The following is a 26622-nucleotide window of genomic DNA, read 5'->3' as shown; positions in this document are numbered from 1 at the left end:
GAAAATGAACAAGATATTCGAGGTTCCGCTCTATCCGTACGAGCGGAGTGACGACCAGGTTGCGACACGGCCCGCCCGCCACAAGGTGATCGTCATTGGCGCCGGCCCCATCGGGCTTGCTGCCGCCATCGACCTCGCGCAACAGGGCGTCGAGGTTGTCGTGCTGGACGACAACGACAAGGTGAGCTTCGGCTCCCGCGCCATCTGCTTCGCCAAGCGACCGCTGGAAATTCTCGATCGTCTCGGCTGCGGCCAGGAGATGGTGGACAAAGGCGTGGAATGGGACGTCGGAAAGGTCTTCTTCGACGACCGACAGGTCTATGAGTTCAACCTCTTGCCCGAAGAGGGGCACGAACGGCCCGCGTTCATCAACCTTCAGCAGTACTATTTCGAGAAATTTCTGGTGGATCGCGCACGCGAATTGCAGGCCGAAGGCGCCCCGCTGGACATCCGCGGCCGGAACAAGGTTCTGTCCGTCACCGACCACGGCGACTACGTAGGGCTTCTGGTGGATACGCCCGACGGCGAGTACCGGCTGGAAGCCGATTGGCTCATTGCCTGCGACGGCGCCGGTTCGCCCACCCGCGCCATGCTCGGGCTCGATTTCGTCGGGCGGGTCTTCGAGGATAATTTCCTGATCGCCGATGTGATCATGGAGGCCGACTTCCCGACCGAACGCTGGTTCTGGTTCGACCCGCCGTTCAACCGCGGCCAGTCAGCCCTGCTGCACAAGCAGCCCGACGGGGTCTGGCGGATCGACCTGCAATTGGGCTGGGACATCGACCGCGAGGAGGAAAAGAAGCCGGAGAACGTCATTCCCCGCCTGAAGGCGATGCTGGGCGAGGACGTGAAATTCGATCTCGAATGGGTATCGATCTATACGTTCCAGTGCCGGCGGATGGAGAAGTTCCGCCATGGCCGCGTGATTTTTGCCGGCGACAGCGCCCATCAGGTCAGCCCGTTCGGCGCGCGAGGCGCGAATTCCGGCCTCCAAGACACCGACAACCTGACATGGAAGCTCAAGCTGGTGATCGACGGCCTGGCGCCGGATACTTTGCTCGACAGCTACGATGTGGAGCGTATTCTCGGCGCGGACGAGAATATCCTCAACTCCTCTCGTTCAACCGACTTTATCACGCCGAAATCCGAAATGAGCCGCATTCTCCGCGATGCTGTGCTCGACCTGTCGGAGCACTACGACTTCGCCCGCCCACTGGTGAATTCGGGCCGCTTGTCGGTGCCTTGCACCTATGACGGCTCGCCGCTCAATTCCGCGGATGCGCTGACCGGCGGTCCGGAACGCACCCGCCCCGGCGCCCCCTGCCCCGACGTCCCGCTGGACGACGGATTCCTGCTGCGCGCACTGGGCGATCGGTTCACCTTGCTGACCATCGACTGCGACGCACCCGAGGAGATCGAGGAAGGCGGCGTCACCGTTACACGGCTGGCGCTTACCACCGCCAACGATCGAAGCGGGCTACTCAAGGAGCGCTATCTTGGCGACGCGCCCTCGGCGGTTTACCTGATCCGGCCCGACCAGCATGTCGCCGCCCGCCGCACCGAGTTCAACGAACCACTTCTTCGCGCCGCCCTGCGCCGCGCCACCGCACAGGAGGCCACGCAATGACTGCGTTGACGCTCACTCCGAACATAGAAATAGCCGACGATTTCTATGCCGACCTGCTGGCCGCACACGAGACGTTGAGCAAGGACGAAAGCGACGCCTTCAATGCTCGTCTCCTGCTCATCCTGGCGAACCATATCGGCGACCGGGTTGTATTGAGCGAAGCACTCTCCGCGGCGGCCAAGGCTGCCGGTCCGCGCTAACCCATCGCGCGCATCACCGGAGGCGAGCGTCTTGCCGCAGGCGGCCGGAGAGGTGTTGCCTGATTGGCCGGCGCGCACGATCCTTTTACGCGGGTGACTGACAGCGCGCCTGTCGAGTTGCCTGCCGCATTCCAGAGGAGGACTTTCATGAGCCTGTTGCGTAGCTGGGTCGAAACGGCCAACGACCCTATGTGCCCCTTCCCAATGAACAACCTGCCGTTCGGCGTGTTTTCGACTGCTGGCATTGCGCCGCGCTGCTGCACGGCGATCGGCGACCGGGTACTCGACCTCGGCGCAATGGAACGCGGCGGCCTGCTCAAACGCATGGGCTTCACAGAACCCGCCCTCAACAGTTTCATGGAAAAGGGGCCGGAGGCCTGGGAGGCAATCCGCGCCACCCTCTTCGGCTACCTCGGCGAAGGCAGCCCCTCTGCCGGCATGATCGAACCCTATCTGCACCCGATGGATTCGGTGCGCCTGCATCTGCCATTCCGGGTTGCCGAGTACACAGATTTCTACGCCGGCCGACAGCACGCCTTCAACGTCGGCACCATGTTCCGGGGTCCCGAAAACGCCCTGCCCCCAAATTGGCTGCACATACCCATCGGCTATAACGGACGCGCCTCCACGATTGTCGTCTCCGGGACCGACATCCACCGGCCCGTCGGGCAGACGAAAGCGCCCGATGCGGACGTGCCCGGTTTCGGACCTTGCAAGCGGCTGGATATCGAACTGGAGATGGGCGCGGTCGTCGGCCAGCCGTCGACCATGGGCGCGCCGGTCAGCGTGGCCGAGGCGGATGCAATGATCTTCGGATACGTACTCCTGAACGACTGGTCCGCACGTGACATTCAGGCATGGGAATACCAGCCGCTCGGCCCGTTCCAGGCCAAGGCCTTTGCAACCTCGATCAGCCCATGGGTCGTGACGAAAGCGGCGCTGGAGCCCTTCCGCCGCTCCACCCCGCCACGCGAGGTGCCGCTCCTGCCATACCTGGAGGAGCCCGGGTCCATGCTCTACGACATCGACCTTTCTGTTACGATTGGCCCTGACGGTGCAAAGAACCCGACCACGATCAGCCGAACGAACTACCGCGAGATGTACTACTCCGCTGCCCAGCAGCTGGCGCATCACGCCTCCTCGGGCTGTGCGATGCGCGTGGGCGACCTGCTTGGCTCCGGCACGATCTCAGGCCCGGAGAAAGACAGCTATGGCTCCTTGCTGGAACTCACCTGGGGCGGCAAGGAACCGCTGACCCTGGGCGACGGCACTACGCGAACGTTCATCGAAGACGGCGACAGGCTCACCTTGCAGGGCGAAGCCCGCGGTGACGGATACAGGATTGGCTTTGGCGATTGCACCGGTCGAGTCCTGCCTGCTCCGGACTTCCCCTGAGCGCGCGGGGAGCGTTCCGCATCGGCAGACTGGACAGTCGGGCCCGAACGCTTCAATCAGGGCCGATGACATAGTTCCAGGCCAATCATGACGACGATCACGATCTGCACCACGTGCCGCACCGGCAAAGACCGCGAGACCAAACTGGGCACCCCGGCCGGCGAGGCGTTCCTGCAACGGGCGCAGTCGGCCGCCGCGTCCGAGCCCGGCCTGTCCGTGCGAGGGGTGGCCTGCCTGATGGGCTGCGAGCACGGCTGCAATGCGGCGATCACGGCCACCGGAAAGATGACGTATGTGCTCGGACGTTTCGATGGAACCAATGAGGACGCCGAAGCGCTCGCCGGCTACGCACGCCTGTATGCGGAAAGCGACACGGGCAGCGTGCCTTACCGGCAATGGCCAACAGGAGTGAAAGGCCATTTCGTTGCCCGCGTCCCGCCCGTGGATTGAGCGAAAATTCCGTCCGACGCCGACCTTGCCATGCCGTCTCTGGGAAGCCGATCGTTCCCGTGCGGTCCTCTATGAAGTCACCGGGCCCGCCATCTCCAACAGCGCATCAATGTCCATATGCGTCTCCAGATGGACCGCAAGTTCGTCCAACGCAGTTTCCACGGCCGCACCGTGGGACAGACCGGAAGCGGTAGCACCGAGGGACGCAAGGAATGCGCTGCGAAACCCGTCGGAAGCAAACAACCCGTGCAGGTAGCTTCCCATGACCCGGCCATCAGGTGACATGGCCCCTTCATCGCGTCCGTCCACCGAGGCGAAGGGCCGCGCCCTGTCCGGACCGTCGCTGCGACCGATATGGATCTCGTAGCCCGAAAACCCCGCCCCCGACGGAACATGACTGGCCACCACGCGGGTCAACCTCTTGTCGGGCACCATGATCGTCTCGATATCGAGCAAGCCGAGCCCTTGGGTTTCGCCGGGGTCGCCCTCCAGCCCCTCTGGATCGAGAACTTTACGCCCCAACATCTGATAGCCGCCGCACAGTCCCAACACCGCACCTCCGCGGCGAACATGTCCGGCCAGGTCGATGTCCCAGCCCTGTGCGCGCAGAAAGGCCAGGTCGCCGCGGGTCGATTTCGTGCCCGGCAGGATCACCAGATCCGCATCTCCCGGCAACGCGGAGCCCGCCCGCACCATCGTCAGCCGCACATCCGGCTCCAGCTTCAGTGGGTCCAGATCGTCGAAATTGGCGATGCGAGACAGCACCGGGCACACGACGTGAAACGGGCCGCCGCCCGGTCCGGACGCCAGGTCGAGCGCGTCCTCGGCCGGCAGCCGATGCGCATTTTCGTACCACGGCAGGACGCCGAGCCCCTTCCAGCCAGTCCGCGCCGCGATCTCTCGATATCCGTCGTCGAACAGGCGCGGATCACCGCGAAACTTGTTGATTGCAAAGCCACATATCATTTCCGCATCGGCCGGGTCGATTACCGCCTGTGTCCCGACGATCTGCGCGATGACCCCGCCCCGGTCGATGTCGCCAACGAGCAGCACCGGCACGTGCGCCGCCCGTGCAAATCCCATATTCGCAATATCACCGGCCCGCAGGTTTACCTCCGCAGGACTGCCTGCGCCTTCCACGAGCATCAAATCCGCCTCGGTTGACAAGCGCCGAAAACTCTCCAGCACCGGCTCCATGAGGGAGGATTTCGCCCTCGAATACTCCCGCGCACGCAACGACCCGACCCGCCGCCCCTGCACGACGACCTGGGCGCCGGTGTCTGTCTCCGGCTTCAACAGCACCGGATTCATGTCGGTCATTGGCTCGACCCCACAGGCAAGCGCCTGCAGAGCCTGCGCCCGCCCGATCTCTCCCCCATCTGCCGTTACCGCCGCATTGTTGGACATGTTCTGCGACTTGAAGGGCCGGACTGCCAAACCGCGTCGGGTGAAGGCTCGCGCCAATCCCGCGACCAGCAGCGATTTGCCGACATTGGAGCCGGCGCCCTGGATCATCAGGGCGCGCGTCACGGCCGTCCTACGCAAGAACTTCGATATTCATGCACCTGAGTTCTGGATACGGTCTCCGCCGCCCCGAACGCCATCAGTACTCCACCCCCGCCTGGGCCTTGACCCCAGAGCGGAACGGGTGCTTCAGCAGCTCCATTTCTGTGACCAGGTCGGCGATCTCGATCAGTTCCTCCTTGGCATTGCGCCCGGTCAGCACAACGTGGGTCATCGGGGGCTTCTTCTCCTGCAAAAAGCGAACCACCTCGGTTACGTCGATGTACTCGTAGCGCAAAGCAATGTTGATCTCGTCAAGCAATACCATCCGGTTCGTCGGATCGAGTATGAGATCCTGTGCCTTGGCCCAGGCGGCCTGCGCCATCTCGATGTCGCGCGATCTGTCCTGGGTCTCCCAGGTGAACCCTTCGCCCATGGTGTAGAACGGGCATGCTTCCGCGAAATGGGCTTGGATCAATGCTCGCTCGCCGGTTTCCATGCCTCCCTTGATGAACTGCACCACCGCGCAGGGCATGCCATGGGCGATACAGCGGAAGATCATGCCGAAAGCGGCCGAGGATTTGCCTTTTCCCTTTCCGGTGTGAATGATGACAAGCCCCTTCTCCTCCGTCTTCGTCGCCATGATCTTGTCCCGCGCGGCCTTCTTCTTGGCCATCTTGGCGTTGTGGCGGTCTGTGTCGTCGGTCATTCGGGTTCTCCCTCGTTTCCGCCGTGAGGATAGCGCGGCAAGTCGTCCGCGACGATCATCCACGGCACGTGTTCGGCGTAGTGGACATGGAATTCCGGCTCAAATGCCGCGGGGGTATCCAGACCCGCGGCATAGAAATGGGTTTCTCCCGGGAAGCGCTTGGATGCATAGGCGACGGGTGTTCCGCAGTTTGCGCAGAAGTACCGCGTGACGTCCGGGGTCGATGTGTAGCGTGCGGGCGCGATGCCCACCCAACGCCAATGGCCGTCTTCGACACCGAAGAAAGCAGCAACCGGAGCCGCACAATTGCGTCGGCAGCTTTCGCAATGGCAATAGCCGGACCAGAGGCGCGCGCCATCTGTTTCCCACCGCACGTTTCCACACAGGCAGTGACCGCGATCCATCAGGCGGTCTTCCCGTGGACCACATGACGTCGGGACCATGCGGCAAATACCGGCCATCCGGCACTTCGGGTTGCATGCCTAGTTGGAAATCCGGCTATTATCGATTGCACACCCACATCCTTCCGCTCTCGTGTCACACCGATCTCGACAGTTCGGCCAGTCTTGCGCGGGCGGAGTTGGAGCGCGGGACCCACAGGCCACGTTCGATCGCTTCCTCGAAGCGTTCCGCCATCTCCCGCAGCGCCGGGGCATTGACGTCGGCTATAAATGCACAGGTGGCGTCGTCATCCAGATAGGCCTCGTACACGAGATCGAAATGATGGTCCCGAACCGCGCCTGTCGTCGCGGCGAACGCGAACAGGTAGTCGACCGTTGCGGCCATCTCGAACGCACCCTTGTATCCGTGGCGCTTCACGCCCGCGATCCACTTCGGATTTGCGGCGCGCGCGCGCACCACCCGTCCGATCTCTTCATCCAATGTCCGGATCACCGGCCGTTCGGGCCGGGAGTGATCGGTGTGGTAGACACGCGGCGCCGATCCTCGCAAATGCTCTACCGTTGCCGCCAGTCCGCCTTCGAACTGGTAGTAATCATCGCTGTCCAGAAGATCGTGCTCGCGGTTGTCCTGGTTCTGGACCACCGCGTCTGTCTGCCCGAGTCGCGATGCGAGATCGTCCGTTGCCGGGCGTCCCTCCGCGCCCTCTCCATACGCATAGCCACCCCATGAAAGGTAGGCCTCCGCCAGATCGCCCTTGTCGCGCCAGAGCCGCTCGTCGATCATCGCCTGCAAGCCAGCCCCATAGGCGCCAGGCTTCGAGCCGAAGACGCGATAGCCGGCACGCGCGGCGCCAACCGTCGAACGTTCCCGGCGGTAGCGGGCGGCGGCAGGATTGTCGGCCTCCGCTTCGTCCAACTCCATGACAGCGCGCGCGGCAGACGCCACGAGATCGACCTGTGCCGGGAAGGCATCCCGGAAAAAGCCGGAAACCCGAAACGTGACATCCACGCGCGGTCGACCGAGGACGCTTGCGGGCAGGATCTCGAACCCCGTCACGCGGCCGGACATCTCGTCCCAGACGGGTTTTGCGCCCATCAGTGCCAGTGCCTGGGCGATGTCGTCACCGCCGGTTCGCATATTGGCTGTTCCCCAGGCCGTCAGCGCGATGGCCCGCGGCCAATCGCCTTGATCCTGCACATGTCGGTCGATCAGTCGCGCGGCCGATTTCCAACCGAGTTCCCAAGCAGCCCGGGTCGGAATCGCACGACTGTCGACCGAAAAGAAATTGCGACCGGTGGGCAACACATCGAGACGCCCCCGCGTTGGCGCGCCCGATGGGCCAGGCGCAACGAAACGACCGTCGAGCGCAGCGAGGAGCCCGGCCATCTCGCCGGCGCCGGACGCCTCCACTGCCGGGCGCACCCGCGTCTCGATCTCATGGAGTACGGCGGCCGAGGCAGTGCCCGGTGCCGCGGCATGTCCTTCGACCAAACGGGCCGCGAAGAACTCCAACCGTTCCACCGTGTCGCCATGGCTGCGCCAGAGGTTGCGCTCTCCTGTCGGAGATCGCGACGAGGGGCGGAAGGCGGGCGCGCGCAGCGCGCCCGCCTTCCGCCCCGGCGGGTCGTCTGCGTCAGCAGGCGAAACATCCAGCGTCGCAATCGCACCGGGTCTGGGTCCGTCCCACGGTGCCGCCAGATCGCAGTCGAGCGGATCGAAGTTCAGTCCGAAGTCCGTAGCAAGCGCCCGGATGAGCGATGCGTCGCCACCGTTTCCGGTCGCGCGCGGCACCCGTGTGAGCGCTACGATCAGATCCCGCGCCAGACGCCCCTCCGGTGCCCGCCCAAAGATATGCAACCCGTCGCGGATCTGGCTCTCCTTCAACTCGCAGAGATAGGCATCGAGCTTCCTTAACCGGCTGTCGGTGTCATCCCCCGTGACTACACCGGCATCCGCGTCGAGCCCGGTGGCTTCCATGAGCGACAGGATTTCCTTGCGCAGGTAGTCGACCCGCCGGGCATCCACACCGGCCGCCTGGTAGTACTCGTCCACCAGCACTTCGAGATCGCGCATGGGGCCATAGCTCTCGGCTCGTGTCAGCGGTGGCGTAAGATGATCGACGATCACTGCCTGTGCGCGCCGCTTGGCCTGGGTACCTTCGCCCGGGTCGTTGACAATGAACGGATAGACATGCGGAAGCGGCCCGACCGCAACTTCGGGGAAACACCTTTCGGAGAGAGCAACCGCCTTGCCCGGCAACCACTCAAGATTTCCGTGTTTTCCCATGTGAACAATTGCTTGCGTGCCAAAGCTGTTTCGCAGCCAGAAGTAGAACGCGAGGTAGTTGTGCGGCGGGACAAGATCCGGCGCGTGATACGTTTCCTCAGGGTCGATGTTGTAGCCGCGTGCCGGCTGCACGCCGACCACGACATTGCCGAAATCCAGCACTGACAAGGCAAACGCGACGCCATCGCAAAATGGATCGGTTTCCGGCAAGCCCCAACGGTCCTCCACCTGGGTCCGGACCTCAAGAGGCAATGCGTCGTAGGCATTGCGATAGGCCTCCAGCGACAATTGCACGCCGCCCGTCCGCTGCGCGCGTTCGGTCAGCCAGTTTGTCGGTCCAGCCAGCACGGCCTGCATCAATCCGTCGGAGCTTTCCGATTCTTTTTCAACGCGGTATCCGGCACTCTTGAGCGCCTTCAAGACACCGACTGTTGCCGCTGGCGTGTCGAGCCCGACGCCGTTCGCAAGCCGGCCGTCCTTGTTGGGGTAATTGGCGAGGATCAGCGCGACCCGCCGCTCCGCCGCAGGAGTACGTGCCAGCCGCGCCCAGCCTGCCGCAAGTTCCGCCACGAATTGCACGCGGTCTCCACGGGCACGGTAGGATGCGATTGCGCATTGCGTCGCATCGTCGAAATACGCCTCCGATTTGAAGCTGATCGCGCGCGCGAGCACCCTGCCGTCTACCTCTGGCAATGCCACGTTCATCGCGATGTCGCGCGCTCCCAATCCGCTGTCGCTCTTTTCCCAGGTCTCCTCGGCACCGCCCGACAGAACGACCTGCAGCACTGGCGCCCCCGGCACATCGAGCACCGTCGGCTTCCTCCCGTCCCGCCATGTGCCGGGATCGGGCGACGAGACGGCAAAACTGGTCGCATTCAGCACCACCGCTGGCGGCGCATCCGCGAATATTCCCTCGAGTGTTGCGACCGATACCGGATCCTTCAAGGACGCCACGAAGACAGGCAGCGGGTTCAGACCGCGCCGCAGCAACGCCTTCACGAGCTGGTTTATCGGATGAAGCCCCGCCCCTTGCAGCAGGGCGCGGTAGAAGGTGATCGCAGCAACGGGCGCACCCTCGGTCCAATGGGCTTTCAGCGTCGCCAGATCTGCCCGTGTCTCTCCCGGCCAGTAGAAACCGGCCCTCAGAAGCGGTTCGGCCGCCGCAGGCCGATCGCCCTTCCCCAGCATGTGACCCGCCAGACGCAGCAGGTTGGCGGCATTCTCCGGTCCACCTTCGACGCAATAGGCCCAGAGCGCGTGCCAGTCATCCGTCGACACAGTGGAGAGCGCCAGCAAGTCCGGATCGGGTTTGTCGTCGCCGGGCAGAAGTGCCACTGCGACGCCGGCCGCCCTCAACCGGGCCGACAATTGCTCCACCGCATAGGACCAATAAGCCCCACCGCCCAACACGCGTGCTATGACAAGCCGAGCGCCTTCCGCCGTGTCGCCGATGTACTTGTCCACCGAGAAGGGATGCGAGAGCCAGGAGAGATTGGCCAGACGCAACTCCGGCGCCGCGTCGCCCAGCACCTGGCGGGCCTCCGAAAGCGCCGCCAGCTCGGTGTCGGCCGCCGAAAGGAAGATCACGTCGGCGGGCGTCTGCCCCGGATCGATCGGCTCGCTACCGTCGGAAACCTGGCCGGGGATGGCGGCTAGAAGATGCATCAGAGCGCCTTTTCCATGTAGAGGCTCCAGGGGGTCGGCGTGTAATCGTCAAACGAGCCGCAGAACCGGTATCCGTTCCGCTCATAAAACCGCAGTGCCGCCTTCAGCCCCGTACCCGTCTCCAGACGCATCGTGCCGCAGCCCACCTCTCGTGCCTCGGCCTCCGCATGCGCAAGCAATGCGTCGGCGAGCCCGGAGCCGCGGACATCCTCGCGCACGAACATGGATTTCAGCTCGCAATACCCGTCCCGGATCGCCAGCGCGATGCAACCGCGGGCGTCCGCTTCGCACTCGGCAACAAAGAAATGGATATCAGGCGCGACAAGTTTCTCGATCGGAAGATAATTCCGGGCTTCCGGCGGCGACGTCGCGTGCATGATTGCCTGACTGGCCAGGAGCAACGCGGTAGCGCCGGGCTCGCGCGGGTCGGCCCGGCGAATAGCGTGGCCGGTCACGCCACCAGTGCCTTTTCAATCGCTGCGCGGTCCAATCCGGCCTGCCCGATCACCACCAGACGGGTCTCGCGCGGTTCACCGGACCCGAAGGGACGGTCGAAATAACTGTCGATCCGCGGCCCGACCGCCTGCATGGCGAGCCGCATGGGTTTTCCGGTAACGGCCGCAAACCCCTTCAGCCGCAGGATGTCGTGCGTGCGGATTACCTCGGCCACGTGTTCGGCAAAGGCTGTCGGGTCGGCAATCTCGGCGCGCGAAACCACGAAGCTCTCGAACTCGTCGTGGCCATGCGCGTGTTCGTCGTCATGGTCGTGTTCGTCGTCGTCATCATGATGATGATGGTGGTGGTGCAACTCGTGCCGTCCATCCATGTCATCTTCCGCTCCGACACCAAGGCCGAGAAGAACGGCGGCGTCGACCATCCCCATTTCCGATTGCAGCACCGAGACGCCAGCCCGTACCTCGTCGCGCAGACGCGTCACAAGGGCGTCTGCGGCGGTGCCGCCCAGCAGGTCTGCCTTGTTGACCACGACCATGTCCGCGCAGGCGAGCTGATCTTCGAAGAGCTCCGACAAGGGCGTTTCATGGTCGATTGTCTCGTCGGCCGCCCGTTGCGCGTCCACCGCGGTTTCGTTTGCGGCAAACCTGCCGGCCTCGAGCGCCGGACCATCCACCACAGCGACGACTCCGTCGACCGTCACACGGGTGCGGATATCGGGCCAGTTGAATGCACGCACCAACGGTTGCGGCAGGGCGAGCCCGGAGGTTTCGATGACGATGTGGTCGGGGGCGTCATCGCGTTCCACCAGCTTTTGCATCGCCGGCAGGAAATCCTCCGCCACGGTGCAGCAGATGCAACCGTTGGACAGCTCCACCACGTCCTCGTCCCGGCATCCTTCCACGCCACACCCTTTCAGGATCTCGCCATCGACACCGAGATCTCCGAATTCGTTGATAATCAGCGCAATCCGCTTGCCATTCGCCGCATCGAGCAAGTGGCGGATTAACGTCGTCTTGCCTGCTCCAAGGAAGCCGGTGACGACAGTTGCGGGAATCTTCTGGGCCATGGCGCGGGCTCCTTGCGGCAGGTCTTCGGATGCTCCACTCCCGCGGGCGGCGCCTGCGCCGACGCGACGCCGGGGCACCCCGCCCGAATCCGCATCCCGCACCGGCTGCGCCGGCGGCACGAGGCAGGTCTCCTGGCTCGCGGGTCGCTGCCGGCACCGGCCTTCCCGGCGGCAAGCGCCAGTGGCAACGGGTGGCGGCTCTCCGCATACAGTCGCGGGGGCGGCTGCGGTTCGGGGCACACACGGGCGCCCTTTCGCATTCCCTCTTCGCCCGGATCGCACCGGGCACCTCGTGCGCAGGTTATGGCGTCGGTCCGGAAGAAGTGTCAAGCGCCAGCGTTTGCTCGAGCCAGTCCAACGCCTCTGCGACGCTGGAAACGCTGGCGACTCCGATTGGTGCGGGCGGACGTACAACCATGATAACAGGAAGCCCAAGCGCTGCAGCCGCATCGAGTTTGCTCCGGCCGCTCGCGCCGCCCGAATTCTTCGTTACCAGATGCGTAATGCCCATCGACGCAAAGAGCGCGTGCTCAGCATCCTCGGAAAACGGCGGGTGTGCGAGTACGGGTTCCACATGGGTCGGCAGGTCCGGTACCGCCGCAATGCTGCGCAAAACAAATGTCACATCCGCACGGTTGGAGAGCACGCCCGCAGAGCCCTTCCCCGTCGCCATGAAGGCGCGCGCGCCGGATGGCAGACGTGATACCGCCTGCGCGAGCGTTGCGACCTGTTGCCAGCCAGCACCGGAGGGCTCCGTCCAGGCCGGGCGGTCGAGCCTGATCGTCGGACAGCCCGAAAGCCGCGCAGCCGCCGCCGCATGGCCCGAGATCGTTGCGGCAAAGGGATGTGTCGCATCAACCAGTGCCGACACGTCCTGCGCCGCCAGGTAATCGGCCAGCCCCGCGGCACCACCGAAACCGCCAATGCGGACGTCGCCTGCATACCCGCTTGCGCGGCCGGACGCGCCCGCAAGCGCAGTCACCGTGTCGATGTCGCGCGCCGCCAAGGCCTCGGCCAGTTCGCGCGCCTCTGACGTGCCGCCGAGGATCAGGACCCGCGCATTCATTGCCATCGGCCCGGAGCAGCGGGGCGGCGTGGGAAATGGCATCGAAGCGGCGTGCAAGACTCAGGTGTCATTGGTGAGCTATAGCCTGTGCGGGCGCCAGACCAACAGCAGGTGCAGGGGAATTCGCACGATGATGTCTCGCCTTCGCCGCAGGGCAGCACTATGCTGCGCGCCATGACTGACGATACGCGTTTAACCCTGCCTCCCCATGAATGGCCGGAATTTCCACCGGGCCTCGTTTGGCTGGTGGGCGCTGGTCCCGGCGAGCCCGGTCTCCTGACCCTGCAGGCGTTGCACGCGCTCCAGCAGGCCGACGTGATCGTCTACGACGCCCTTGTGGATTCGCGCATTCTCGACTGGCGGCGTGACGAAACCGTTCTGGAATACGCCGGCAAGCGCGGTGGACGCCCCTCGGCAAAGCAGCGCGACATCTCGCTCCGTTTGATCGAACTGGCACGGGAGGGCCGGCGCGTCTTGCGGCTGAAGGGAGGCGACCCCTTCGTTTTCGGACGTGGCGGCGAAGAGGCGCAAGCGCTGGTACAAGCGGGCGTGCCATTCCGGGTCACACCGGGCATTTCGGCCGGTATCGGCGGGCTCGCCTATGCCGGCATTCCTGTGACGCACCGCGACGTGAACCAGGCCGTGACCTTCCTCACCGGCCACGATCAGACCGGGCTCACACCGTCTGCGATTGACTGGCACTCGCTCGCAATGGGCAGCCCTGTTATTGTTATGTACATGGCAATCAAACACTTGCCGCAGATTTCGCAAGCACTTCTCGAAGGCGGTCGCGATGCAACGGAGCCCGTAGCCATCGTCTCGAACGCGACTCTTTCAGACATGCGGGTGCTGGAAACCACACTTGGCGCCGCCGCGGATGAAGCGGTGCGCGCCAAGATGGAAGCCCCGGCCATCGTCTGCCTAGGCCGCGTCGTTCTGATGCGCCAGGTGATTGACTGGATGGGGCAGTTGCAGGGCATGGCACCGAGAGACCTCGATCCACTGCTGCGCGGGGGCACAGCCGAAGCGTCATGACTGCGCGCGGCTTCGTGATCGCCGCTGCCAGTTCCGGTGCGGGCAAGACGGTGGTAACGCTCGGGCTGCTCAGGGCACTCAAGCGGCGTGGTCTGGATGTGCGCGCGGCCAAGAGCGGCCCGGACTACATCGACCCGGCCTTCCACGAAGCTGCCTGCGGCGCGCCTTCGGTGAACCTCGACGCCTGGGCGATGACTCCGCAAACGTTGCTGGCCCGGGCAGCCGCACAAGGCGGGGCATTCCTGGTGGTGGAGGCCGCCATGGGCGTCCTCGATGCGGGTCGCGACGGGCACGGTTCGGCTGCGGACCTGGCAGCTTTGCTCGGCTTGCCCCTCGTGCTTGTGCTCGACATTGCGAAGACCGGGCAATCGGCATTGCTGCCTGCCGTAGGACTACAGGCACTGCGCCCGGATCTGCCGGTGGCGGGCGTGATCCTGAACCGGTGCGGGTCGGAGGCGCACGCCGAGATGGCCCTGCGCCCCATGCGCGACGTGGACATCCCGGTGTTCGGTGCAATCCCGCGCGACCGGGCGCTGAGCCTGCCGGAGCGGCACCTGGGGCTTGTTCAGGCCGCCGAAACCGAGGGAATCGAGAGCTTCCTGGAAGGAGCCGCGGACCGGTTGGAGGCCGCGCTCGACCTCGATGCGATGCTCGCCGCGGCCGGCCCCGTGGCGCCGGCGAGTGGCTCATCCAACCGGTTGCCGCCATTGGGTCAACGCATCGCCGTGGCCCGCGATGCGGCCTTCGCCTTCGTCTACCCCCACCTGCTTGACGATTGGCACGCACAGGGCGCGCAGATCCTGTCCTTTTCGCCACTCGACAACAAGGGACCGGACCAGTTCGCCGACGCGGTTTTCCTGCCCGGTGGCTATCCGGAGCTTCATGCCGGGCGGTTGGCGAATGCGGGCAAGTTCCTCGGCCTGACCCGGCGGGCGGCCGACCGTGGCGCGCGGATCTACGGCGAGTGCGGCGGGTACATGGCCCTCGGCGATGGGATGATTGACGCCGATGGCACCCGCCACGAGATGCTGGGCCTGTTGCCGCTCGTGACGTCCTTTGCCGAACGCCGCCGAACGCTGGGGTACCGGCGATTGTCGCCGTTGCCCGGCGCACCGTGGAACGGCGCGCTGATGGGGCACGAATTCCACTATGCCACGATTGTCGAAGAGGGTGGCGCAGCGCGGTTGTTTCGGGCGACCGACGCTACTGGTACACCCACCCCAAACATGGGTCTGCAGATTGGCCGTGTCGCGGGGAGCTTCGCACACATTATCGCGCCCGGATAAGACCGACAGCGGTGGCTCCCGCCCGTCGTCGGCGCATCGCAGATGCGGCTCCTCCCGTTGGGCCGGGCCGCGCGCCGCGGCGCGCGGGCAGCGCGGCAGACGGATATCCCCGCCCACGCCGCGTGAACATGGACAGGCCGGAGCGCTAAGGCTTTCGCTTCGGACGCAGAATATGGGGCTGGTTCGCGTCGTAGAGCGCGGAATCGGGGAACTCGTGCTGCGCGAATACGCGACCGACGAAAACCAGGGCCGTCCGGGTTAGTTTGGCAGCGCGCACCTTCTCGCGAATATCGGCGAGCGTGCCGCGAATGTAGCTTTCGTCGGGCCACCCAACGCGATAGGCGACGATGACCGGGCAATCGGCGCCGTAGAGCGGTGCAAGCTGTCGCTCGATTTCCAACAGATTGCGGATCGACAGGTGGATCGCCAGTGTCGCGCGGGAGGCACCTAGCGTTGCAAGGTCCTCGCCCTCGGGCATGGCCGAGGACTTCATTGCCGTACGGGTGAGGATGACGGTCTGTGCCACCTCCGGGATTGTCAGTTCCTGCCCAATTGCGGCAGCTGCGGCGGCATAGGCCGGTACGCCGGGGGTGATATCATACGGGATGCCGAGCGCGCGCAACCGGCGGACCTGTTCGGCGATCGCCCCGTAAAGCGACGGATCGCCAGAGTGCACGCGCGCCACGTCCTGATCCTTCGCGTGGGCGGCGGCGATCTCGGCGACGATCTCGTCAAGCGCGAGCGGTGCGGTATCCACGACCCGCGCGCCATCCGGAGCACCGGCCACGACCGCTTCGGGCACCAGGGAACCAGCGTAAAGACACACCGGGCAGGAGGCGATAAGCCGCTGGCCCTTAACGGTGATAAGCTCCGGATCCCCGGGGCCGGCACCGATGAAATGGACGGTCATGTGCGAGCTCCGTCGATCCGTTTTGCATAGCCTCGCGGCGTATATATCCAGGTGCCGCCGGCACCGGCCGCGATATCGCCGCTTTCAACGCGACGCGACGCGGACGCCCCGACGAGGACGATGGTCATCATATCCACCTCGTCCACATCGAGCGCGTCGAGCCGACGTAATGCTATCGATTCTTCGGGCCGCCCGAGGCTCTGCGCGAGCAGAACCGGCGTGTCCGCCGGACGGTGGGCCAGCAGGATATCACGCGCCTCGGCAAGCAGTGTGCGACGGCGACGCGAGACCGGGTTGTAGAAGGCGACGACGAAATCGCCCTCGGCGGCCGCTTTGATGCGTTTGAGAATTGCCTCCCGAGGCGTCAGCAGGTCCGACAGCGAAATCGCGCAAAAGTCATGCCCGAGAAGGGCGCCTGCGCGGGCCGAGGCGGCCTGAAGGGCGGAGATCCCCGGCGCGTGGGTCACCTCCACGCGTTTCGCCGCTGCCGAGACGCCGCCGGCGTCGCTCGCGCGATCGAGCAATTCCATGACCAGCGCACCCATGGCGTAGATCCCACCGTCGCCGGAACAGATCAGTGCCACACGCCGCCCTTCGCCCGCGGCTTCCAGCGCGTAGCGGCAGCGTGCTTCCTCCTCGCCCAAGGCAAAATCGCGGCGCATCCGACCGCGCGCCTCTGCCCCGAGGAGGTCGATGTAGAATCCATAGCCGACCAGTTCGTCCGCCTCGGCGATCAGCCGCGTCGCTTCCGGCGTGCGCCAGTTTGCCTGCCCCGGTCCGATCCCGACCACGGCCAGGTGGCCGCGCGGAGTGCCGGCATCGCCGCCCGATGAAATCCGCGCCAGAGCACATGTCGCATTGGCGCTTTTGGCCTTGGGCACGTCGAGCCTACCGCCCGGCCCTGCCGCCGCGAGCGCGGCGCCTTCGGCGACACCGTGGCACCCGACCTCGGCAAAGACGATATCGGACGGTGTCGCAAGGCGCGGCGTTTCCCGCTCCAACCGCGCGGCCGGGTGGAAGGCCGCCGGAACACCCAGTCGATGCGCCAGCGCGTGGATAGCCGCCTCATCCGACTTGAGGTCGATCGAATGCACCGCCGCAACATCGCCTTCGGCGAGCCCGGCGGCGTCGAGCGTGCGCTCCACAAGCCCGATCAGTTCCTCCGGCGCGCATCCACGGGCACAACCCACACCAAGTGCGTAGGCCGCGTGCCGGAATATCAACGGCGCGGTCCCCGGTACGCTGAGAACGACGGGCGCATTGGCATCTGCTGGCAGGGTGTCGACCACCCCCTGCGTTACCAGCGGCGCAAGCCAGGGCGCGTCCCCCGACAGCTGCCCGCGGCTGCCCGCGAGCAGCGCGGCCATCACTGGTTTCGCGGCGTCGGGATTCTCCAGCCGCCAACCGTCCGGCGGCGCGTCCAGCGCCACCCCGAGCGCTACATCCCCAGCGGTGGTGACGGCGGCCGCGCAGCCCAGCGTCTCCGCGATGCTGTGAGCGAGCACGTTCGCGCCGCGATGGCCGCCTAACAGGGGCACCACGGTAGAACCATCAGCCGCGACCGAAATCACCGGAGGCTCGTCGCGCTTGTCGGACAGAACCGGCGCCAGCAGGCGTATCAGGATACCCGCTGCCGCGATCCCGACAATTGGATGACCGGCGGTAAAAAGCGCTCGCAGATGCGTTCCGGGATCGTCGAAGTCCTGCCCGCGCAAGTCGCGACGTCCACCGGTTGCTGCGGCAATCCGCGCGGCCAGGTCACCGTGCGACGTCAGCGAGACGATGACTGGCACCGGCTCAGACATGCGAATCCCTCCCCGGCAGAACGACCATCGAGAAGTAGGGCACCGTCTCCGGGGCGCGCGAGAGCGGACAGACGTTCTGTTCCGGCAGCGAGGCGTGGGAGACGAATACGGCCCTTTCACCCAACCCCAATCCGTCCAGCATGGACCGGACCTTGGCGAAATGGCGTCCGAGTTTCATGATGGCCACGGCGTTCGATTTGCGGATCTGCGCCTCCAGTTCGGCGGCCGGCAAGGTTGCCGGCAATACCGTCAGCACCTCGTCACGTGCAATGAGCGGCAGGCCTGCGGCGGCGGTGACGGCGCACAACGACGAAACGCCGGGCACGACCTCCGTCGGGAACCGATCCGCCAGCCGGGCGAACAGATACATGAAAGAGCCGTAGAAGAACGGATCGCCTTCGCAGAGCACGACCACATCCCCGCCGGTTTCCAGCACCGCCGCGATCTCTCCGGCGGCTGCGTCATAGACTTCCTGCGCCGGAAAGCGCGCGCTGCGCATGGGGATCACGATTGGTATCTCGCGCGCGCCGACCGGTATGAAACTCGCGGCAATCGAGCGGGCGAAGCTGTCACCGCTGTCTGGGGCCGGATAGGCAATGACTTCGGCGGTGGAGATCAGACGATGCGCTTTCAGGGTCATCAACTCCGGATCGCCAGGGCCAAGACCCAGCCCGTAGAGTGTGCCGCTCATTTCGTGAAACTCCATTGCGTGACGGGCATCATCGGCTTCCAGCCGCGCATGCGGCCCACGGGGGTCGCGCGGGCGACCGAAACCCGGATGAGGCTGCCGCCGTGCTGCGCATGCAGGCGCGCCAATGCCGCCTCGCTGTCCAGAGTGACCGCATTGGCGACGAGGCGACCATGCGGTCGCAAAGCACCCAGCGCCGCCGCAGCCGTCTGTTCGGACAGGCCGCCGCCAATGAAAACGGCATCGGGTGCGGGCAAATCGGTGAGTGCATCCGGTACTTCCGCATGGCGAAGATCGAGACGCGGCGCCCCAAGCCGGGTCGCGTTTTCAGAGGCCATGGCCAACCGCTCCGCGGACCGGTCAAAGCCAATCGCCCGCATGTCCCGGTCCGCGCGCATCCATTCGATTGCGACCGAGCCACAGCCGGTGCCGATGTCCCACAGCAATTGGCCGCGCCGGGGCGCGAGCGCGGCCAGCGTCAACACCCGCAATTCGCGCTTGGTGAGTTGTCCATCATGCGAGAAGGCCGCGTCGGGCAGCCCCGTGCGCGGCAAGACCACTCCACCCGGCGCACCAAGGCACTCGACCGCGAGAACGTGGAAATCCGGCGCCTCGCCCGACCAATCCACCGCGGTCCCCTCGGTCCGGCTCTCCGCCGACCCGCCCAGACTGGCCAGCACTGTCAGCCGGCTGGCGCCCATCCCGCGTTCTGTCAGCATCGTCGCCACCTTTGCGGGCGACTTGCCATCCTTGGTCAGGATCAGCAGGCGCGCACCGGGGGTGAAGAATGGGATCGCCTGTTCAGCCGGTCTGCCGTGAATGGTGAGGGTCTCCGCATCGGCGAGGCTCCATTTCATGCGTGCGGCGGCGAGTTGGAAAGCCGAAAGCTGCGGGTAGTAGGTGATCTCGTCGGGTCCAAAGCGGCGTAGAAAGAGCGCTCCGGCGGAATACCAGAGAGGATCGCCGGTCACCAGAACGGCGACACGACGGCCGCGATGCCGTGCGAGTTCGTCGGCAAGGTCGCGGAAGGGAGATGGCCAGAGTTTTCGTTCCGCGTTCAATTCCGGGAGTTTCGCATCCAGGCGCGGGCCGGTGACGATCACCTCTGCCTCTTGCAGTCGCGACCGGGCGGCGGGTGCAAGTCCGTCCCAGCCATCGTCGCCCATGCCGATTACGTCAAGCCATGCGCTCACGTTCCATCTCCCCTCAGCCCGAGGGTCAGGGAGTTGACCGCCGCGGCAGCCATCGCCGATCCGCCGCGGCGGCCCAGCAGTGTGACGAACGGCACGCCGTGAGGCAATTCGGCGAGCGCCTGCTTGCTCTCCGCAGCCCCCACGAAGCCAACCGGAAAGCCGAGGATCAATGCCGGGCGCGGCCAGCCCCGCTCCAGCCCTTCCAGCAGGTGAAACAGCGCCGTGGGTGCATTGCCGATGGCGACAATGCTGCCTTCCAGCCGGTCACTCCACAACTCGGTGGCCGCTGCTGACCGTGTCGTCCCGAGACGATTGGCAAGTTCGGACGTGCGCGGATCGTTCAGCGTAACCACAGGGGCTGCCTCCTTGGGCAAAGCGCGCCCGATAATGCCGCGGGCCACCATTTCGCTGTCGCAGAGTATGGGAAGGCCACGAGAACCGACAGAAACGGTCTCGCGCGAAATGGCGGACGCAACGCGCGGAGAGACGTCGGATTGATCAGCATGCAGGCAACTTGCCAGAGCCGCCCGCCCTGCCTCGAACGCCCCGTCCGAAAAACGCAGGTCGGCGGCAATCTCCACCATGCCGCAGGCATGGATCAAGCGCACAGTCATGGGCCGCGCCGCCGCAGGAAGCGCCGATAAGTCGGCTTCCGCTTCGATTGTTGCGAAGCTCTGCCGATAGATCGCCGCCGGATCGCGCTCGTAGTCCAACATCAGCTGGATTTCAGGTGCTTGCGCACGCTCTCCGGCCCCATCGGATGATCGGCGTGGGGATAGGGCGGATGGTGATGATCGTGATCATGCCCGTGATGATGTCCGTGCGCATGGTTGTGATGATGCCCGTGCGTGTGCTGGTGGGAATGTCCTCCGCTATCCAGCCGGCACGCGCCAGTGCAGAAGGTATCGCACTTCTCGCAATCCTCCACGTTGGAACCCGGCGCGCTCGCCCCCTGCCCCTCCACGTGGTGATGATGGCTTTCCTGTGCCATGCCCACCTCGGCCTCGAAACCGAGGACCTGTGTCCGGTACTTGCACAAGCCACAGTTCATCGCGGTGTCACCGTCAAGGATCTCGGTCACACGTTCGGCAAATGTCTCCAACACCTTCGGATGGTCGTTCAGGTATCCCGCCTTCACCCATTGCGCCTGCGGATTGGCCGCCGCGACCATGTCCGTGAACCCGTAGATCCGGTCGATCAGGATGCCCGTGAAGAGAAAGTACGGGAAGACGATGTATCGCCGGAATCCGAGCTTCGCGGCCTGTTCCAACGCGGGTTCCACCAGCGGAAAGGTCACACCGGAATACCCTACCTCGCACCAGCCGAATCCCATCCCCTCCCAGAGCATGCGCGCAATCTTGGAAACGTTGGCATTGGCATCCGGGTCCGATGCACCGCGCCCGATCACAACCAGGCAGGTTTCCTGCACCGGAACGGCACCTTCGGCTGCGTCGGCCTGTGCCATAGCGTCGGCAATCCGGTCGGCCGCCGCTGCAATCATCCGCGCATCGACGCCAAGATCGCGTCCGTAATCCACCGCGATTCCGTGTTCGGCGGCATAAGCGTTGAGAACCGACGGGATGTCGTTCTTCGCGTGCATCGCGGCGAACAGCATGCCCGGAACTGCAAGGATACGCTCGCATCCCGCCTCGCGCAGGTTGTCGAGCCCGGCCCGGATGACCGGATTGGCGAATTCCAGGTAACCGTAGTCGACCATCCAGTCATCGGGCAGCAAGGCCGGTAATTTTCGGGCCAGCACGGCGAATTCGTCCACCGCCGCCTGCGATCGGGAGCCATGCCCGCAGAGCATCACACCGATCTTGCTCATCGGCCGGGTTCCGCTGATCGCACATTTTGGACAGTGGTCATGGCCTGGCTCCTTCGCTTGCCCAAACCGGCTGCAATACGGGGCCAGCGCGGGCACCGAACGCGCCCGCTCAGACGATGATCGGCCGCTCCCCCGGTGTGGGTCGGAGCCGCCTTTCTCCCGTTCCGCCTTCCGGCATCGTCGCCCGTCCCCTAGCAGCGCCCGGCTCGAACGGCAAGCGACGCAGGATCGCAGTCCGGTCGACCGGCGCTTCTGACCCCATCGGCACGATTCTCGGTGCCTGCCGGGAGGGCTGCGCAACCCGATTGGGTGAAATCGCCGCCCCCGGCACTACGAGATTGACAACTGGCCATGCGCGGGGACACAAGACGTCATCTTCGGTTTCCCGGTCGGATGCAAGCGCACCGGGGATGAAAAAGGGAACACGGTGTGGCGTACCCATCAGGGACCAAATCCGTGACTGCCCCCGCAACTGTGAGCGGAGAGCGAAGCTGAAAAAGCCACTGGGCGCGACGAGCCCCGGGAAGGCCAGCCGAGCATCGACCCGCAAGTCAGGAGACCTGCCGAGGCCGCACGGAGCCCGCTCTGTGGTCCAACCGGACGCCGGGGTGAGCGTCTGGCGCGAGCCGGGCAAGTACCTTCCCCCGTTTCGAGCCAAATACCCCGTCGATCCTTTCACACCTGCCGTCACGCGCGGCACTATCGAGTGAGAGACGACACATGACTGTACGTAGCTTCCTTCTGGCGAGCCTCGCCAGCCTCGGCCTTTCCCAGGCGGCTTTCGCGCATTTCCAGCTCATTTATTCGCCCGATACGATCATCGAAGCGCCCGTGGAACTGCCACTGAAACTGGTCTTCTGGCATCCGTTTGAAAACGGCCACGTGATGGATATGGGTGAGCCTCTCGAATTCTACGCCGTCCATCGCGGCGAGACGATCGACCTCAAGGACAGGCTCGCCCCGATCACCTTCACCGGCACTGGAAATTCCGCCGCCGCCTACGACGCCACCGTTCCGGTGAAGCGGTCGGGCGACTACGTGCTCGTGCTGGTGCCCGCGCCCTATTACGAGGAGAGCGAGGATATCTACATCCAGCAGATCACCAAGAGCTATCTCAACCGCAACGAGATGCCGACGGATTGGACCGAACCGCAGGGCCTGAAGACGGAGATCGTGCCGCTCAACAAGCCCACGAACGTCGTCACCGGCTCCACCTTTACCGGCCGGGTCCTGTCGAACGGTGAGCCGGTGGCCGGAGCCGAGATCGAGGTGGAGTATATCGCCGCCGCACCAGACATGGAGAGCAATAAGACACTCGCACCGACTTCCGCGCCCATGCCCGGGGGTCCGCTTGTCGCGGTGTCGGACGACGCGGGCTATTTCACCTTCGGCATCCCGAAGTCCGGCTTCTGGGGGTTCGCCGCGCTCGGTTCGGGGCCGGAAACGGAATTCGAAGGCAAGGAACTCAGCCAGGATGCCGTCATCTGGATCCGCGCCTGGGACATGGAGTGAACGATGCACGTCGTCGACGGAGCTCTCTCTAACCCGGTGGTGATCGGCGGCGCCGTACTCACCCTGGGCGGACTGGCGCTCGGGCTGCGACGCCTGCCGATGGAAAAGATCCCGGTCGCCGGGGTTCTGTCGGCCACGTTCTTCGTGGCGTCGCTTGTCCATGTGCCCATCGGACCGTCGTCGGTACACCTGATCATGAACGGTCTGGCCGGGCTTGTGCTCGGCTGGGCCGCATTTCCCGCGCTGTTTGTCGGACTGCTGCTTCAGGCGGTGTTCTTCGGCTTTGGCGGGGTCACGGTGCTCGGCGTCAATACGTTCAATATCGCGATGCCGGCCGTGATCGTCGGCGTGATCCTACGGCGTCTGGTGCTATCAGGCACACCGGCGACTGGCGCCATCTGGGGTGCCATCGGCGGAGCCATGGCAATCGCCCTGACCACGATCTTCGTGGCCCTATCGCTGGCACTGACTGGCGAGGAATTCTTCGCCCCTGCCAAGCTCGTCTTCTTCGCCCATATCCCGGTGATGGTGATCGAGGCCCTTTTGACGGGGGCCGCGGTGTACCTCGCCCGACAGGTCAAACCGGAGCTTTTCGACGTTTTCGAGGGAGCCAGATCATGATACGCGCTGTTTGCCTTGCCCTTTCGTTGGCATTGCTGCCTTTGCCTGCCGTCGCGCACAAGGTGGTGATGGGGGTTTTCCCGTCCGGCACTCAGATCGAAGGCGAGTTGGGTTTCTCCAGCGGTGATACTGCCAAGGAAGGAACCCCGATCGAGGTTTTCGATGAGAACGGCACGAAGCTCGGCGAGACCGTGACCGACGCAGACGGATTCTTCGTCTTCACGCCGCGCACGGCGGTGACCCATGTGTTCCGCGCCAACCTGGGCGCGGGTCATGTTGGTGAGGCAACAATGCCCGCCGACGAAGTGGCCGCCCTATTGGGAACGTCCGTCGTGGGCGCGGCGGCCTCATCCGTCGCAAATGCTGCCGCTCCCGAAACACCGGGAGCCGCCGCCACCATTGCCATTGCTGCGGAACCGAACACGGCTCAACTTACCTCAGCCCCTCCCGCCCTTGGCGCCGATGATATCGCTCGGATCGTTCGAGATGAGATGCGCCCGCTGCGCAAGGAGATCGCGGCCTACAAGGAGAAGAACGACCTTCAGAGCATTCTTGGCGGGATTGGCTACATCGTCGGTCTCTTTGGTCTCGGCTTCTACGTCGCCGCGCGTCACCGGCTGCGGAGCGCCACATGAGCGGCATTCCCACCATCACCGGCACCGCGCTGCCCTCCAACGCACCGGGCCATCAGACCGGCTGGCTGGCACAGCTCGACCCCCGTGCGCGCATTCTCTGCGCAGTCGGCTTCGCGGTGACCGTGGTGACCTGCGATAGCTTCGGCACACTGGTTGCGGCCGTCGCTATCGCCCTTGCGCTCCTGGTGGCCTCTCGCCTGCCGCCGCGCCAAACGCTTCGACGAATGGTGGCGATGGACAGCTTTATTCTCTTCATGCTGATCCTGTTGCCCTTCACGGTACCGGGAGAACCGATTCTAACCATCTGGGGAATAAGCGCTTCCTGGGAGGGGTTAGCGCAGGCGACGCGGATCGCGCTGAAGGCAAATGCGGTGATACTGGCCTTGATGGCACTGGTTGGCACGATGGAACCGGTCGTGCTCGGCCACGCGCTTCACAGCCTGCGGGTACCGGCTGGCCTTGTTCATCTGCTGATGTTCACGGTGCGCTACATCGAGGTATTGCGGCAGGAATACATGCGCCTGCGCCTTGCGATGAAAGCACGTGGGTTCCGCCCCTCAACATGCTGGCACACCTACAGGAGCGTCGGCTACCTTCTGGGGATGATGCTGGTACGTTCGGTGGAGCGATCGGAACGCATTATGGACGCCATGAAATGCCGCGGATTTACCGGCCATATCCCGCTTATGAAGCGCTTCTGCCTTAGCCAAAATGACATTGTTTTTGCGGCGTTATTCTCGCTCCTGATCGTCACCTTACTCGTCGGGGAAGCGCTGCATGCCGCTGTTTGAACTCTCCGACATTCACTTTGGCTATCCGCACCGGCCACCGATCCTGGCTGGCGCGGACATGGTGCTCGACGCCGGCGAACGCGTCTGCGTTACCGGGCATAACGGCGCCGGCAAGTCGACCCTGCTGCGGATCATGGTGGGATTGCTGCGCCCAACCGGCGGAACCGTCGCTGCATTCGGCCAGAGCCGCCGCGAGGAAGCGGATTTCCACGACGTGCGCAGACGCGCGGGGTTGGTTTTTCAGGATCCGGACGACCAACTCTTCTGCCCCACGGTCGCAGAGGATATCGCCTTTGGCCCCCTCAATCTCGGCGCCTCGCGCGCCTCCGCGATTGAGATCGTCGACTCCGTACTGACACGCCTTGACCTGATGCATTTGCGCGACCGGGTCACCCACCGGCTTTCCGGCGGCGAAAAACGACTCGTAACGCTTGCAACCGTTTTGGCGATGGAACCAGATGTGCTGCTGCTCGACGAGCCGACCAATGCGCTTGACGAGGAAAACGAGGCGCGGCTTGTCGAGGTTCTGGACGCCCTGCCCCAGGCCATGGTCATCGTCAGCCACGACCCGCACTTCCGGCGCCGTCTCGGCACCCGGTCACTACGCCTCAAGGAGGGTATACTCACACAACCGGCTCCACCGAAGTGCCGCAACGCTTCGGTGCCTTAGGCGCCGACACCGAAAGACGGCTGCAAGTTGCCACCGGCGGCGGCACGCGATGGATCGACACCCAAGGAGCAAAGTCAGCGGTTGCGGATACTCGCCAGAATCTGCGCCCAGCCACCGGGCCGCAGAATGCCGGACAGCACGAATCCGGTGACGAATCCGGCAAGCTCGGCGATCCAATCCTTGTTGGTGCCGAAGATCAAACCGAAGAGAAGTTGCAGCCCGAGCAGGAAGCCGATCAGTCGAAACGCCTGTAGCTGGTTCTGTCCGGTATGCCGGTATCCGACCCAAAGGATATAGGTGAAGGCCCCGATCAGCCCATAGGCGCCTGTATAGCCGCCGATCAGTGGATAGGGTGTGTCGAGCACGAGCCCGTAGACCGCCGCGCCAACGATTCCTGCGCCAAAGAAAACGCCGACCACCGCCACCTGTGAAAACGTCTCGCCCACCAGCTTGCCAAGGGCTAACACGAATACGCAAACCATGACGGCGTGGGTGAAACTGCCGTGTACAAACAGGTAGGTCACGAACCGCTGCACCTGTTCAAGCGGCCATCGGCCTGTCTCGATCATCCAATTCAGGATTTCGCCGGAAAAGGCGAATGTCTGGATCGCGATCATGCGCCAGTCGTCTCCCCCGCGCGTGCCGCCAATGAACCCCGACTTGACCAGTTGAAACAGCACCTCGACTCCAAAGATCGCGAGCGCGAGCACCACCACCACCGGCGGCAGGGCATTGAACGGATTGTCGTGGTTTGGCCCCTGTGGGTCAGTTTGCATCGCTGCCTCCGGTTGACGCCATTTCGAGCCATGGGTAAGCGAGCGAG

General features: G+C 64.7%; 25 protein-coding genes and 2 riboswitches. Of the genes, 11 read left to right on the top strand and 14 right to left on the bottom strand.

Going from position 1 to position 26622, the window contains the following annotated elements:
- Nucleotides 1-4: 4 nt before the first annotated feature.
- The 4 genes from ARC39_RS08360 (at nt 5) to ARC39_RS08345 (ending at nt 3672) form a co-directional block, all read left to right on the top strand.
- A complete protein-coding gene (locus tag ARC39_RS08360; RefSeq protein ID WP_068112871.1) occupies nt 5-1627 on the top strand; it encodes an FAD-dependent oxidoreductase in 1623 nt (540 codons plus the stop codon).
- Nucleotides 1624-1827 carry a DUF2783 domain-containing protein gene (locus tag ARC39_RS08355; RefSeq protein WP_068112867.1) on the top strand — a complete coding sequence of 68 codons (204 nt, stop codon included), beginning with the start codon at nt 1624-1626 and terminating at the stop codon, nt 1825-1827. Before ARC39_RS08360 ends, ARC39_RS08355 begins: the two co-directional genes overlap by 4 nt.
- Nucleotides 1828-1974: 147 nt before the next feature.
- Nucleotides 1975-3222 (top strand): fumarylacetoacetase, encoded by a 1248-nt coding sequence (gene fahA / locus ARC39_RS08350; protein ID WP_068112864.1) that lies wholly within the window; start codon nt 1975-1977, stop codon nt 3220-3222.
- Between the two features lie 87 nt (nt 3223-3309).
- Nucleotides 3310-3672 (top strand): DUF1636 family protein, encoded by a 363-nt coding sequence (locus ARC39_RS08345; protein WP_068112863.1) that lies wholly within the window; start codon nt 3310-3312, stop codon nt 3670-3672.
- Between the two features lie 69 nt (nt 3673-3741).
- On the opposite strand, the gene ARC39_RS08340 is transcribed toward ARC39_RS08345, so the two are convergent.
- From ARC39_RS08340 to ARC39_RS08310, 7 genes are all read right to left on the bottom strand, one after another.
- The gene (locus ARC39_RS08340; RefSeq protein ID WP_078059159.1) at nt 3742-5187 is read right to left on the bottom strand and encodes a cobyric acid synthase; all 1446 of its coding nucleotides are present in this window, start codon (nt 5185-5187) and stop codon (nt 3742-3744) included.
- A gap of 88 nt (nt 5188-5275) precedes the next feature.
- A complete protein-coding gene (gene cobO, locus ARC39_RS08335) occupies nt 5276-5884 on the bottom strand; it encodes a cob(I)yrinic acid a,c-diamide adenosyltransferase (RefSeq protein ID WP_068112857.1) in 609 nt (202 codons plus the stop codon).
- Complete coding sequence (locus tag ARC39_RS08330) at nt 5881-6288, bottom strand: GFA family protein (RefSeq protein ID WP_068112854.1); 408 nt, start codon at nt 6286-6288, stop codon at nt 5881-5883. The genes cobO and ARC39_RS08330 overlap by 4 nt, the downstream gene beginning before the upstream one ends.
- A 133-nt stretch (nt 6289-6421) precedes the next feature.
- The gene (gene cobN, locus ARC39_RS08325) at nt 6422-10237 is read right to left on the bottom strand and encodes a cobaltochelatase subunit CobN (protein ID WP_068112851.1); all 3816 of its coding nucleotides are present in this window, start codon (nt 10235-10237) and stop codon (nt 6422-6424) included.
- On the bottom strand, nt 10237-10692 hold the full coding sequence (locus ARC39_RS08320) for a GNAT family N-acetyltransferase (RefSeq protein WP_236545156.1): 456 nt from the start codon (nt 10690-10692) through the stop codon (nt 10237-10239). Before ARC39_RS08320 ends, cobN begins: the two co-directional genes overlap by 1 nt.
- Nucleotides 10689-11759 (bottom strand): cobalamin biosynthesis protein CobW, encoded by a 1071-nt coding sequence (gene cobW, locus ARC39_RS08315; RefSeq protein ID WP_068112850.1) that lies wholly within the window; start codon nt 11757-11759, stop codon nt 10689-10691. The genes ARC39_RS08320 and cobW overlap by 4 nt, the downstream gene beginning before the upstream one ends.
- 105 nt (nt 11760-11864) lie before the next feature.
- Nucleotides 11865-12066, bottom strand: a riboswitch (cobalamin riboswitch).
- Nucleotides 12061-12825, bottom strand: a complete 765-nt coding sequence (locus ARC39_RS08310) for a cobalt-precorrin-6A reductase (protein WP_068112848.1) — start codon at nt 12823-12825, stop codon at nt 12061-12063. (Overlaps the previous riboswitch by 6 nt.)
- A gap of 174 nt (nt 12826-12999) precedes the next feature.
- Here ARC39_RS08310 and cobA point away from each other — a divergent pair, with 174 nt between their 5' ends.
- Both cobA and ARC39_RS08300 read left to right on the top strand, forming a co-directional pair.
- Nucleotides 13000-13860, top strand: coding sequence for a uroporphyrinogen-III C-methyltransferase (cobA, locus tag ARC39_RS08305; protein ID WP_068113256.1), 861 nt, complete (start codon nt 13000-13002; stop codon nt 13858-13860).
- Nucleotides 13857-15146 (top strand): cobyrinic acid a,c-diamide synthase CobB, encoded by a 1290-nt coding sequence (locus tag ARC39_RS08300; protein WP_068112846.1) that lies wholly within the window; start codon nt 13857-13859, stop codon nt 15144-15146. Before cobA ends, ARC39_RS08300 begins: the two co-directional genes overlap by 4 nt.
- Nucleotides 15147-15291: 145 nt before the next feature.
- On the opposite strand, the gene cobM is transcribed toward ARC39_RS08300, so the two are convergent.
- From cobM to ARC39_RS08270, 6 genes are read right to left on the bottom strand one after another with little or no spacing between them, the layout of a single operon-like run.
- Nucleotides 15292-16056: a precorrin-4 C(11)-methyltransferase gene (gene cobM, locus ARC39_RS08295; protein WP_068112843.1), complete on the bottom strand. Its 765-nt coding sequence runs from the start codon at nt 16054-16056 to the stop codon at nt 15292-15294.
- Nucleotides 16053-17861, bottom strand: a complete 1809-nt coding sequence (gene cobJ, locus ARC39_RS08290; RefSeq protein WP_068112838.1) for a precorrin-3B C(17)-methyltransferase — start codon at nt 17859-17861, stop codon at nt 16053-16055. The genes cobM and cobJ overlap by 4 nt, the downstream gene beginning before the upstream one ends.
- Nucleotides 17854-18552, bottom strand: a complete 699-nt coding sequence (cobI, locus tag ARC39_RS08285) for a precorrin-2 C(20)-methyltransferase (RefSeq protein ID WP_068112835.1) — start codon at nt 18550-18552, stop codon at nt 17854-17856. Before cobI ends, cobJ begins: the two co-directional genes overlap by 8 nt.
- Nucleotides 18549-19742 carry a precorrin-6y C5,15-methyltransferase (decarboxylating) subunit CbiE gene (gene cbiE / locus ARC39_RS08280; protein ID WP_236545155.1) on the bottom strand — a complete coding sequence of 398 codons (1194 nt, stop codon included), beginning with the start codon at nt 19740-19742 and terminating at the stop codon, nt 18549-18551. Before cbiE ends, cobI begins: the two co-directional genes overlap by 4 nt.
- Nucleotides 19739-20458 carry a precorrin-8X methylmutase gene (locus tag ARC39_RS08275; protein ID WP_068112831.1) on the bottom strand — a complete coding sequence of 240 codons (720 nt, stop codon included), beginning with the start codon at nt 20456-20458 and terminating at the stop codon, nt 19739-19741. Before ARC39_RS08275 ends, cbiE begins: the two co-directional genes overlap by 4 nt.
- Nucleotides 20458-21570: a sirohydrochlorin chelatase gene (locus ARC39_RS08270; protein ID WP_068112829.1), complete on the bottom strand. Its 1113-nt coding sequence runs from the start codon at nt 21568-21570 to the stop codon at nt 20458-20460. The genes ARC39_RS08275 and ARC39_RS08270 overlap by 1 nt, the downstream gene beginning before the upstream one ends.
- A gap of 361 nt (nt 21571-21931) precedes the next feature.
- Nucleotides 21932-22152: riboswitch (cobalamin riboswitch) on the top strand.
- Nucleotides 22153-22290: 138 nt separating this feature from the next.
- Here ARC39_RS08270 and ARC39_RS08265 point away from each other — a divergent pair.
- From ARC39_RS08265 to ARC39_RS08245, 5 genes are read left to right on the top strand one after another with little or no spacing between them, the layout of a single operon-like run.
- The gene (locus ARC39_RS08265) at nt 22291-23082 is read left to right on the top strand and encodes a DUF4198 domain-containing protein (RefSeq protein WP_068112826.1); all 792 of its coding nucleotides are present in this window, start codon (nt 22291-22293) and stop codon (nt 23080-23082) included.
- A gap of 3 nt (nt 23083-23085) precedes the next feature.
- Complete coding sequence (gene cbiM, locus ARC39_RS08260; protein WP_068112823.1) at nt 23086-23703, top strand: cobalt transporter CbiM; 618 nt, start codon at nt 23086-23088, stop codon at nt 23701-23703.
- Entirely contained in the window at nt 23700-24338 is a 639-nt protein-coding gene (locus tag ARC39_RS08255) for a NikL family nickel/cobalt ECF transporter subunit (protein WP_068112821.1), read from the top strand. The genes cbiM and ARC39_RS08255 overlap by 4 nt, the downstream gene beginning before the upstream one ends.
- Nucleotides 24335-25129 (top strand): cobalt ECF transporter T component CbiQ, encoded by a 795-nt coding sequence (gene cbiQ, locus ARC39_RS08250; RefSeq protein WP_068112819.1) that lies wholly within the window; start codon nt 24335-24337, stop codon nt 25127-25129. Before ARC39_RS08255 ends, cbiQ begins: the two co-directional genes overlap by 4 nt.
- Nucleotides 25116-25799: an energy-coupling factor ABC transporter ATP-binding protein gene (locus tag ARC39_RS08245; RefSeq protein WP_068112816.1), complete on the top strand. Its 684-nt coding sequence runs from the start codon at nt 25116-25118 to the stop codon at nt 25797-25799. Before cbiQ ends, ARC39_RS08245 begins: the two co-directional genes overlap by 14 nt.
- A gap of 74 nt (nt 25800-25873) precedes the next feature.
- On the opposite strand, the gene ARC39_RS08240 is transcribed toward ARC39_RS08245, so the two are convergent.
- A complete protein-coding gene (locus tag ARC39_RS08240) occupies nt 25874-26575 on the bottom strand; it encodes a rhomboid family intramembrane serine protease (RefSeq protein ID WP_068112812.1) in 702 nt (233 codons plus the stop codon).
- Nucleotides 26576-26622 lie beyond the last annotated feature (47 nt).

It is taken from the genome of Tropicimonas marinistellae, from assembly GCF_001509585.1.
Lineage (GTDB): Bacteria > Pseudomonadota > Alphaproteobacteria > Rhodobacterales > Rhodobacteraceae > Tropicimonas > Tropicimonas marinistellae.
The sequence above is the reverse complement of the archived record's forward strand: the minus strand, read 5'-3'. Positions and strand labels throughout refer to the sequence as shown.

What these genes read in the sequence shown, in the direction of transcription:
- ARC39_RS08360 (WP_068112871.1), top strand. Translation starts at nt 5, where the DNA reads ATGAACAAGATATTCGAGGTTCCGCTCTATCCGTACGAGCGGAGTGAC.
- ARC39_RS08355 (WP_068112867.1), top strand. Translation starts at nt 1,624, where the DNA reads ATGACTGCGTTGACGCTCACTCCGAACATAGAAATAGCCGACGATTTC.
- fahA (WP_068112864.1), top strand. Translation starts at nt 1,975, where the DNA reads ATGAGCCTGTTGCGTAGCTGGGTCGAAACGGCCAACGACCCTATGTGC.
- ARC39_RS08345 (WP_068112863.1), top strand. Translation starts at nt 3,310, where the DNA reads ATGACGACGATCACGATCTGCACCACGTGCCGCACCGGCAAAGACCGC.
- ARC39_RS08340 (WP_078059159.1), bottom strand. Translation starts at nt 5,187, where the DNA reads ATGATCCAGGGCGCCGGCTCCAATGTCGGCAAATCGCTGCTGGTCGCG.
- cobO (WP_068112857.1), bottom strand. Translation starts at nt 5,884, where the DNA reads ATGACCGACGACACAGACCGCCACAACGCCAAGATGGCCAAGAAGAAG.
- ARC39_RS08330 (WP_068112854.1), bottom strand. Translation starts at nt 6,288, where the DNA reads ATGGATCGCGGTCACTGCCTGTGTGGAAACGTGCGGTGGGAAACAGAT.
- cobN (WP_068112851.1), bottom strand. Translation starts at nt 10,237, where the DNA reads ATGCATCTTCTAGCCGCCATCCCCGGCCAGGTTTCCGACGGTAGCGAG.
- cobW (WP_068112850.1), bottom strand. Translation starts at nt 11,759, where the DNA reads ATGGCCCAGAAGATTCCCGCAACTGTCGTCACCGGCTTCCTTGGAGCA.
- ARC39_RS08310 (WP_068112848.1), bottom strand. Translation starts at nt 12,825, where the DNA reads ATGAATGCGCGGGTCCTGATCCTCGGCGGCACGTCAGAGGCGCGCGAA.
- cobA (WP_068113256.1), top strand. Translation starts at nt 13,000, where the DNA reads ATGACTGACGATACGCGTTTAACCCTGCCTCCCCATGAATGGCCGGAA.
- ARC39_RS08300 (WP_068112846.1), top strand. Translation starts at nt 13,857, where the DNA reads ATGACTGCGCGCGGCTTCGTGATCGCCGCTGCCAGTTCCGGTGCGGGC.
- cobM (WP_068112843.1), bottom strand. Translation starts at nt 16,056, where the DNA reads ATGACCGTCCATTTCATCGGTGCCGGCCCCGGGGATCCGGAGCTTATC.
- cobJ (WP_068112838.1), bottom strand. Translation starts at nt 17,861, where the DNA reads ATGTCTGAGCCGGTGCCAGTCATCGTCTCGCTGACGTCGCACGGTGAC.
- cobI (WP_068112835.1), bottom strand. Translation starts at nt 18,552, where the DNA reads ATGAGCGGCACACTCTACGGGCTGGGTCTTGGCCCTGGCGATCCGGAG.
- ARC39_RS08275 (WP_068112831.1), bottom strand. Translation starts at nt 20,458, where the DNA reads ATGTTGGACTACGAGCGCGATCCGGCGGCGATCTATCGGCAGAGCTTC.
- ARC39_RS08270 (WP_068112829.1), bottom strand. Translation starts at nt 21,570, where the DNA reads ATGAGCAAGATCGGTGTGATGCTCTGCGGGCATGGCTCCCGATCGCAG.
- ARC39_RS08265 (WP_068112826.1), top strand. Translation starts at nt 22,291, where the DNA reads ATGACTGTACGTAGCTTCCTTCTGGCGAGCCTCGCCAGCCTCGGCCTT.
- cbiM (WP_068112823.1), top strand. Translation starts at nt 23,086, where the DNA reads ATGCACGTCGTCGACGGAGCTCTCTCTAACCCGGTGGTGATCGGCGGC.
- ARC39_RS08255 (WP_068112821.1), top strand. Translation starts at nt 23,700, where the DNA reads ATGATACGCGCTGTTTGCCTTGCCCTTTCGTTGGCATTGCTGCCTTTG.
- cbiQ (WP_068112819.1), top strand. Translation starts at nt 24,335, where the DNA reads ATGAGCGGCATTCCCACCATCACCGGCACCGCGCTGCCCTCCAACGCA.
- ARC39_RS08245 (WP_068112816.1), top strand. Translation starts at nt 25,116, where the DNA reads ATGCCGCTGTTTGAACTCTCCGACATTCACTTTGGCTATCCGCACCGG.
- ARC39_RS08240 (WP_068112812.1), bottom strand. Translation starts at nt 26,575, where the DNA reads ATGCAAACTGACCCACAGGGGCCAAACCACGACAATCCGTTCAATGCC.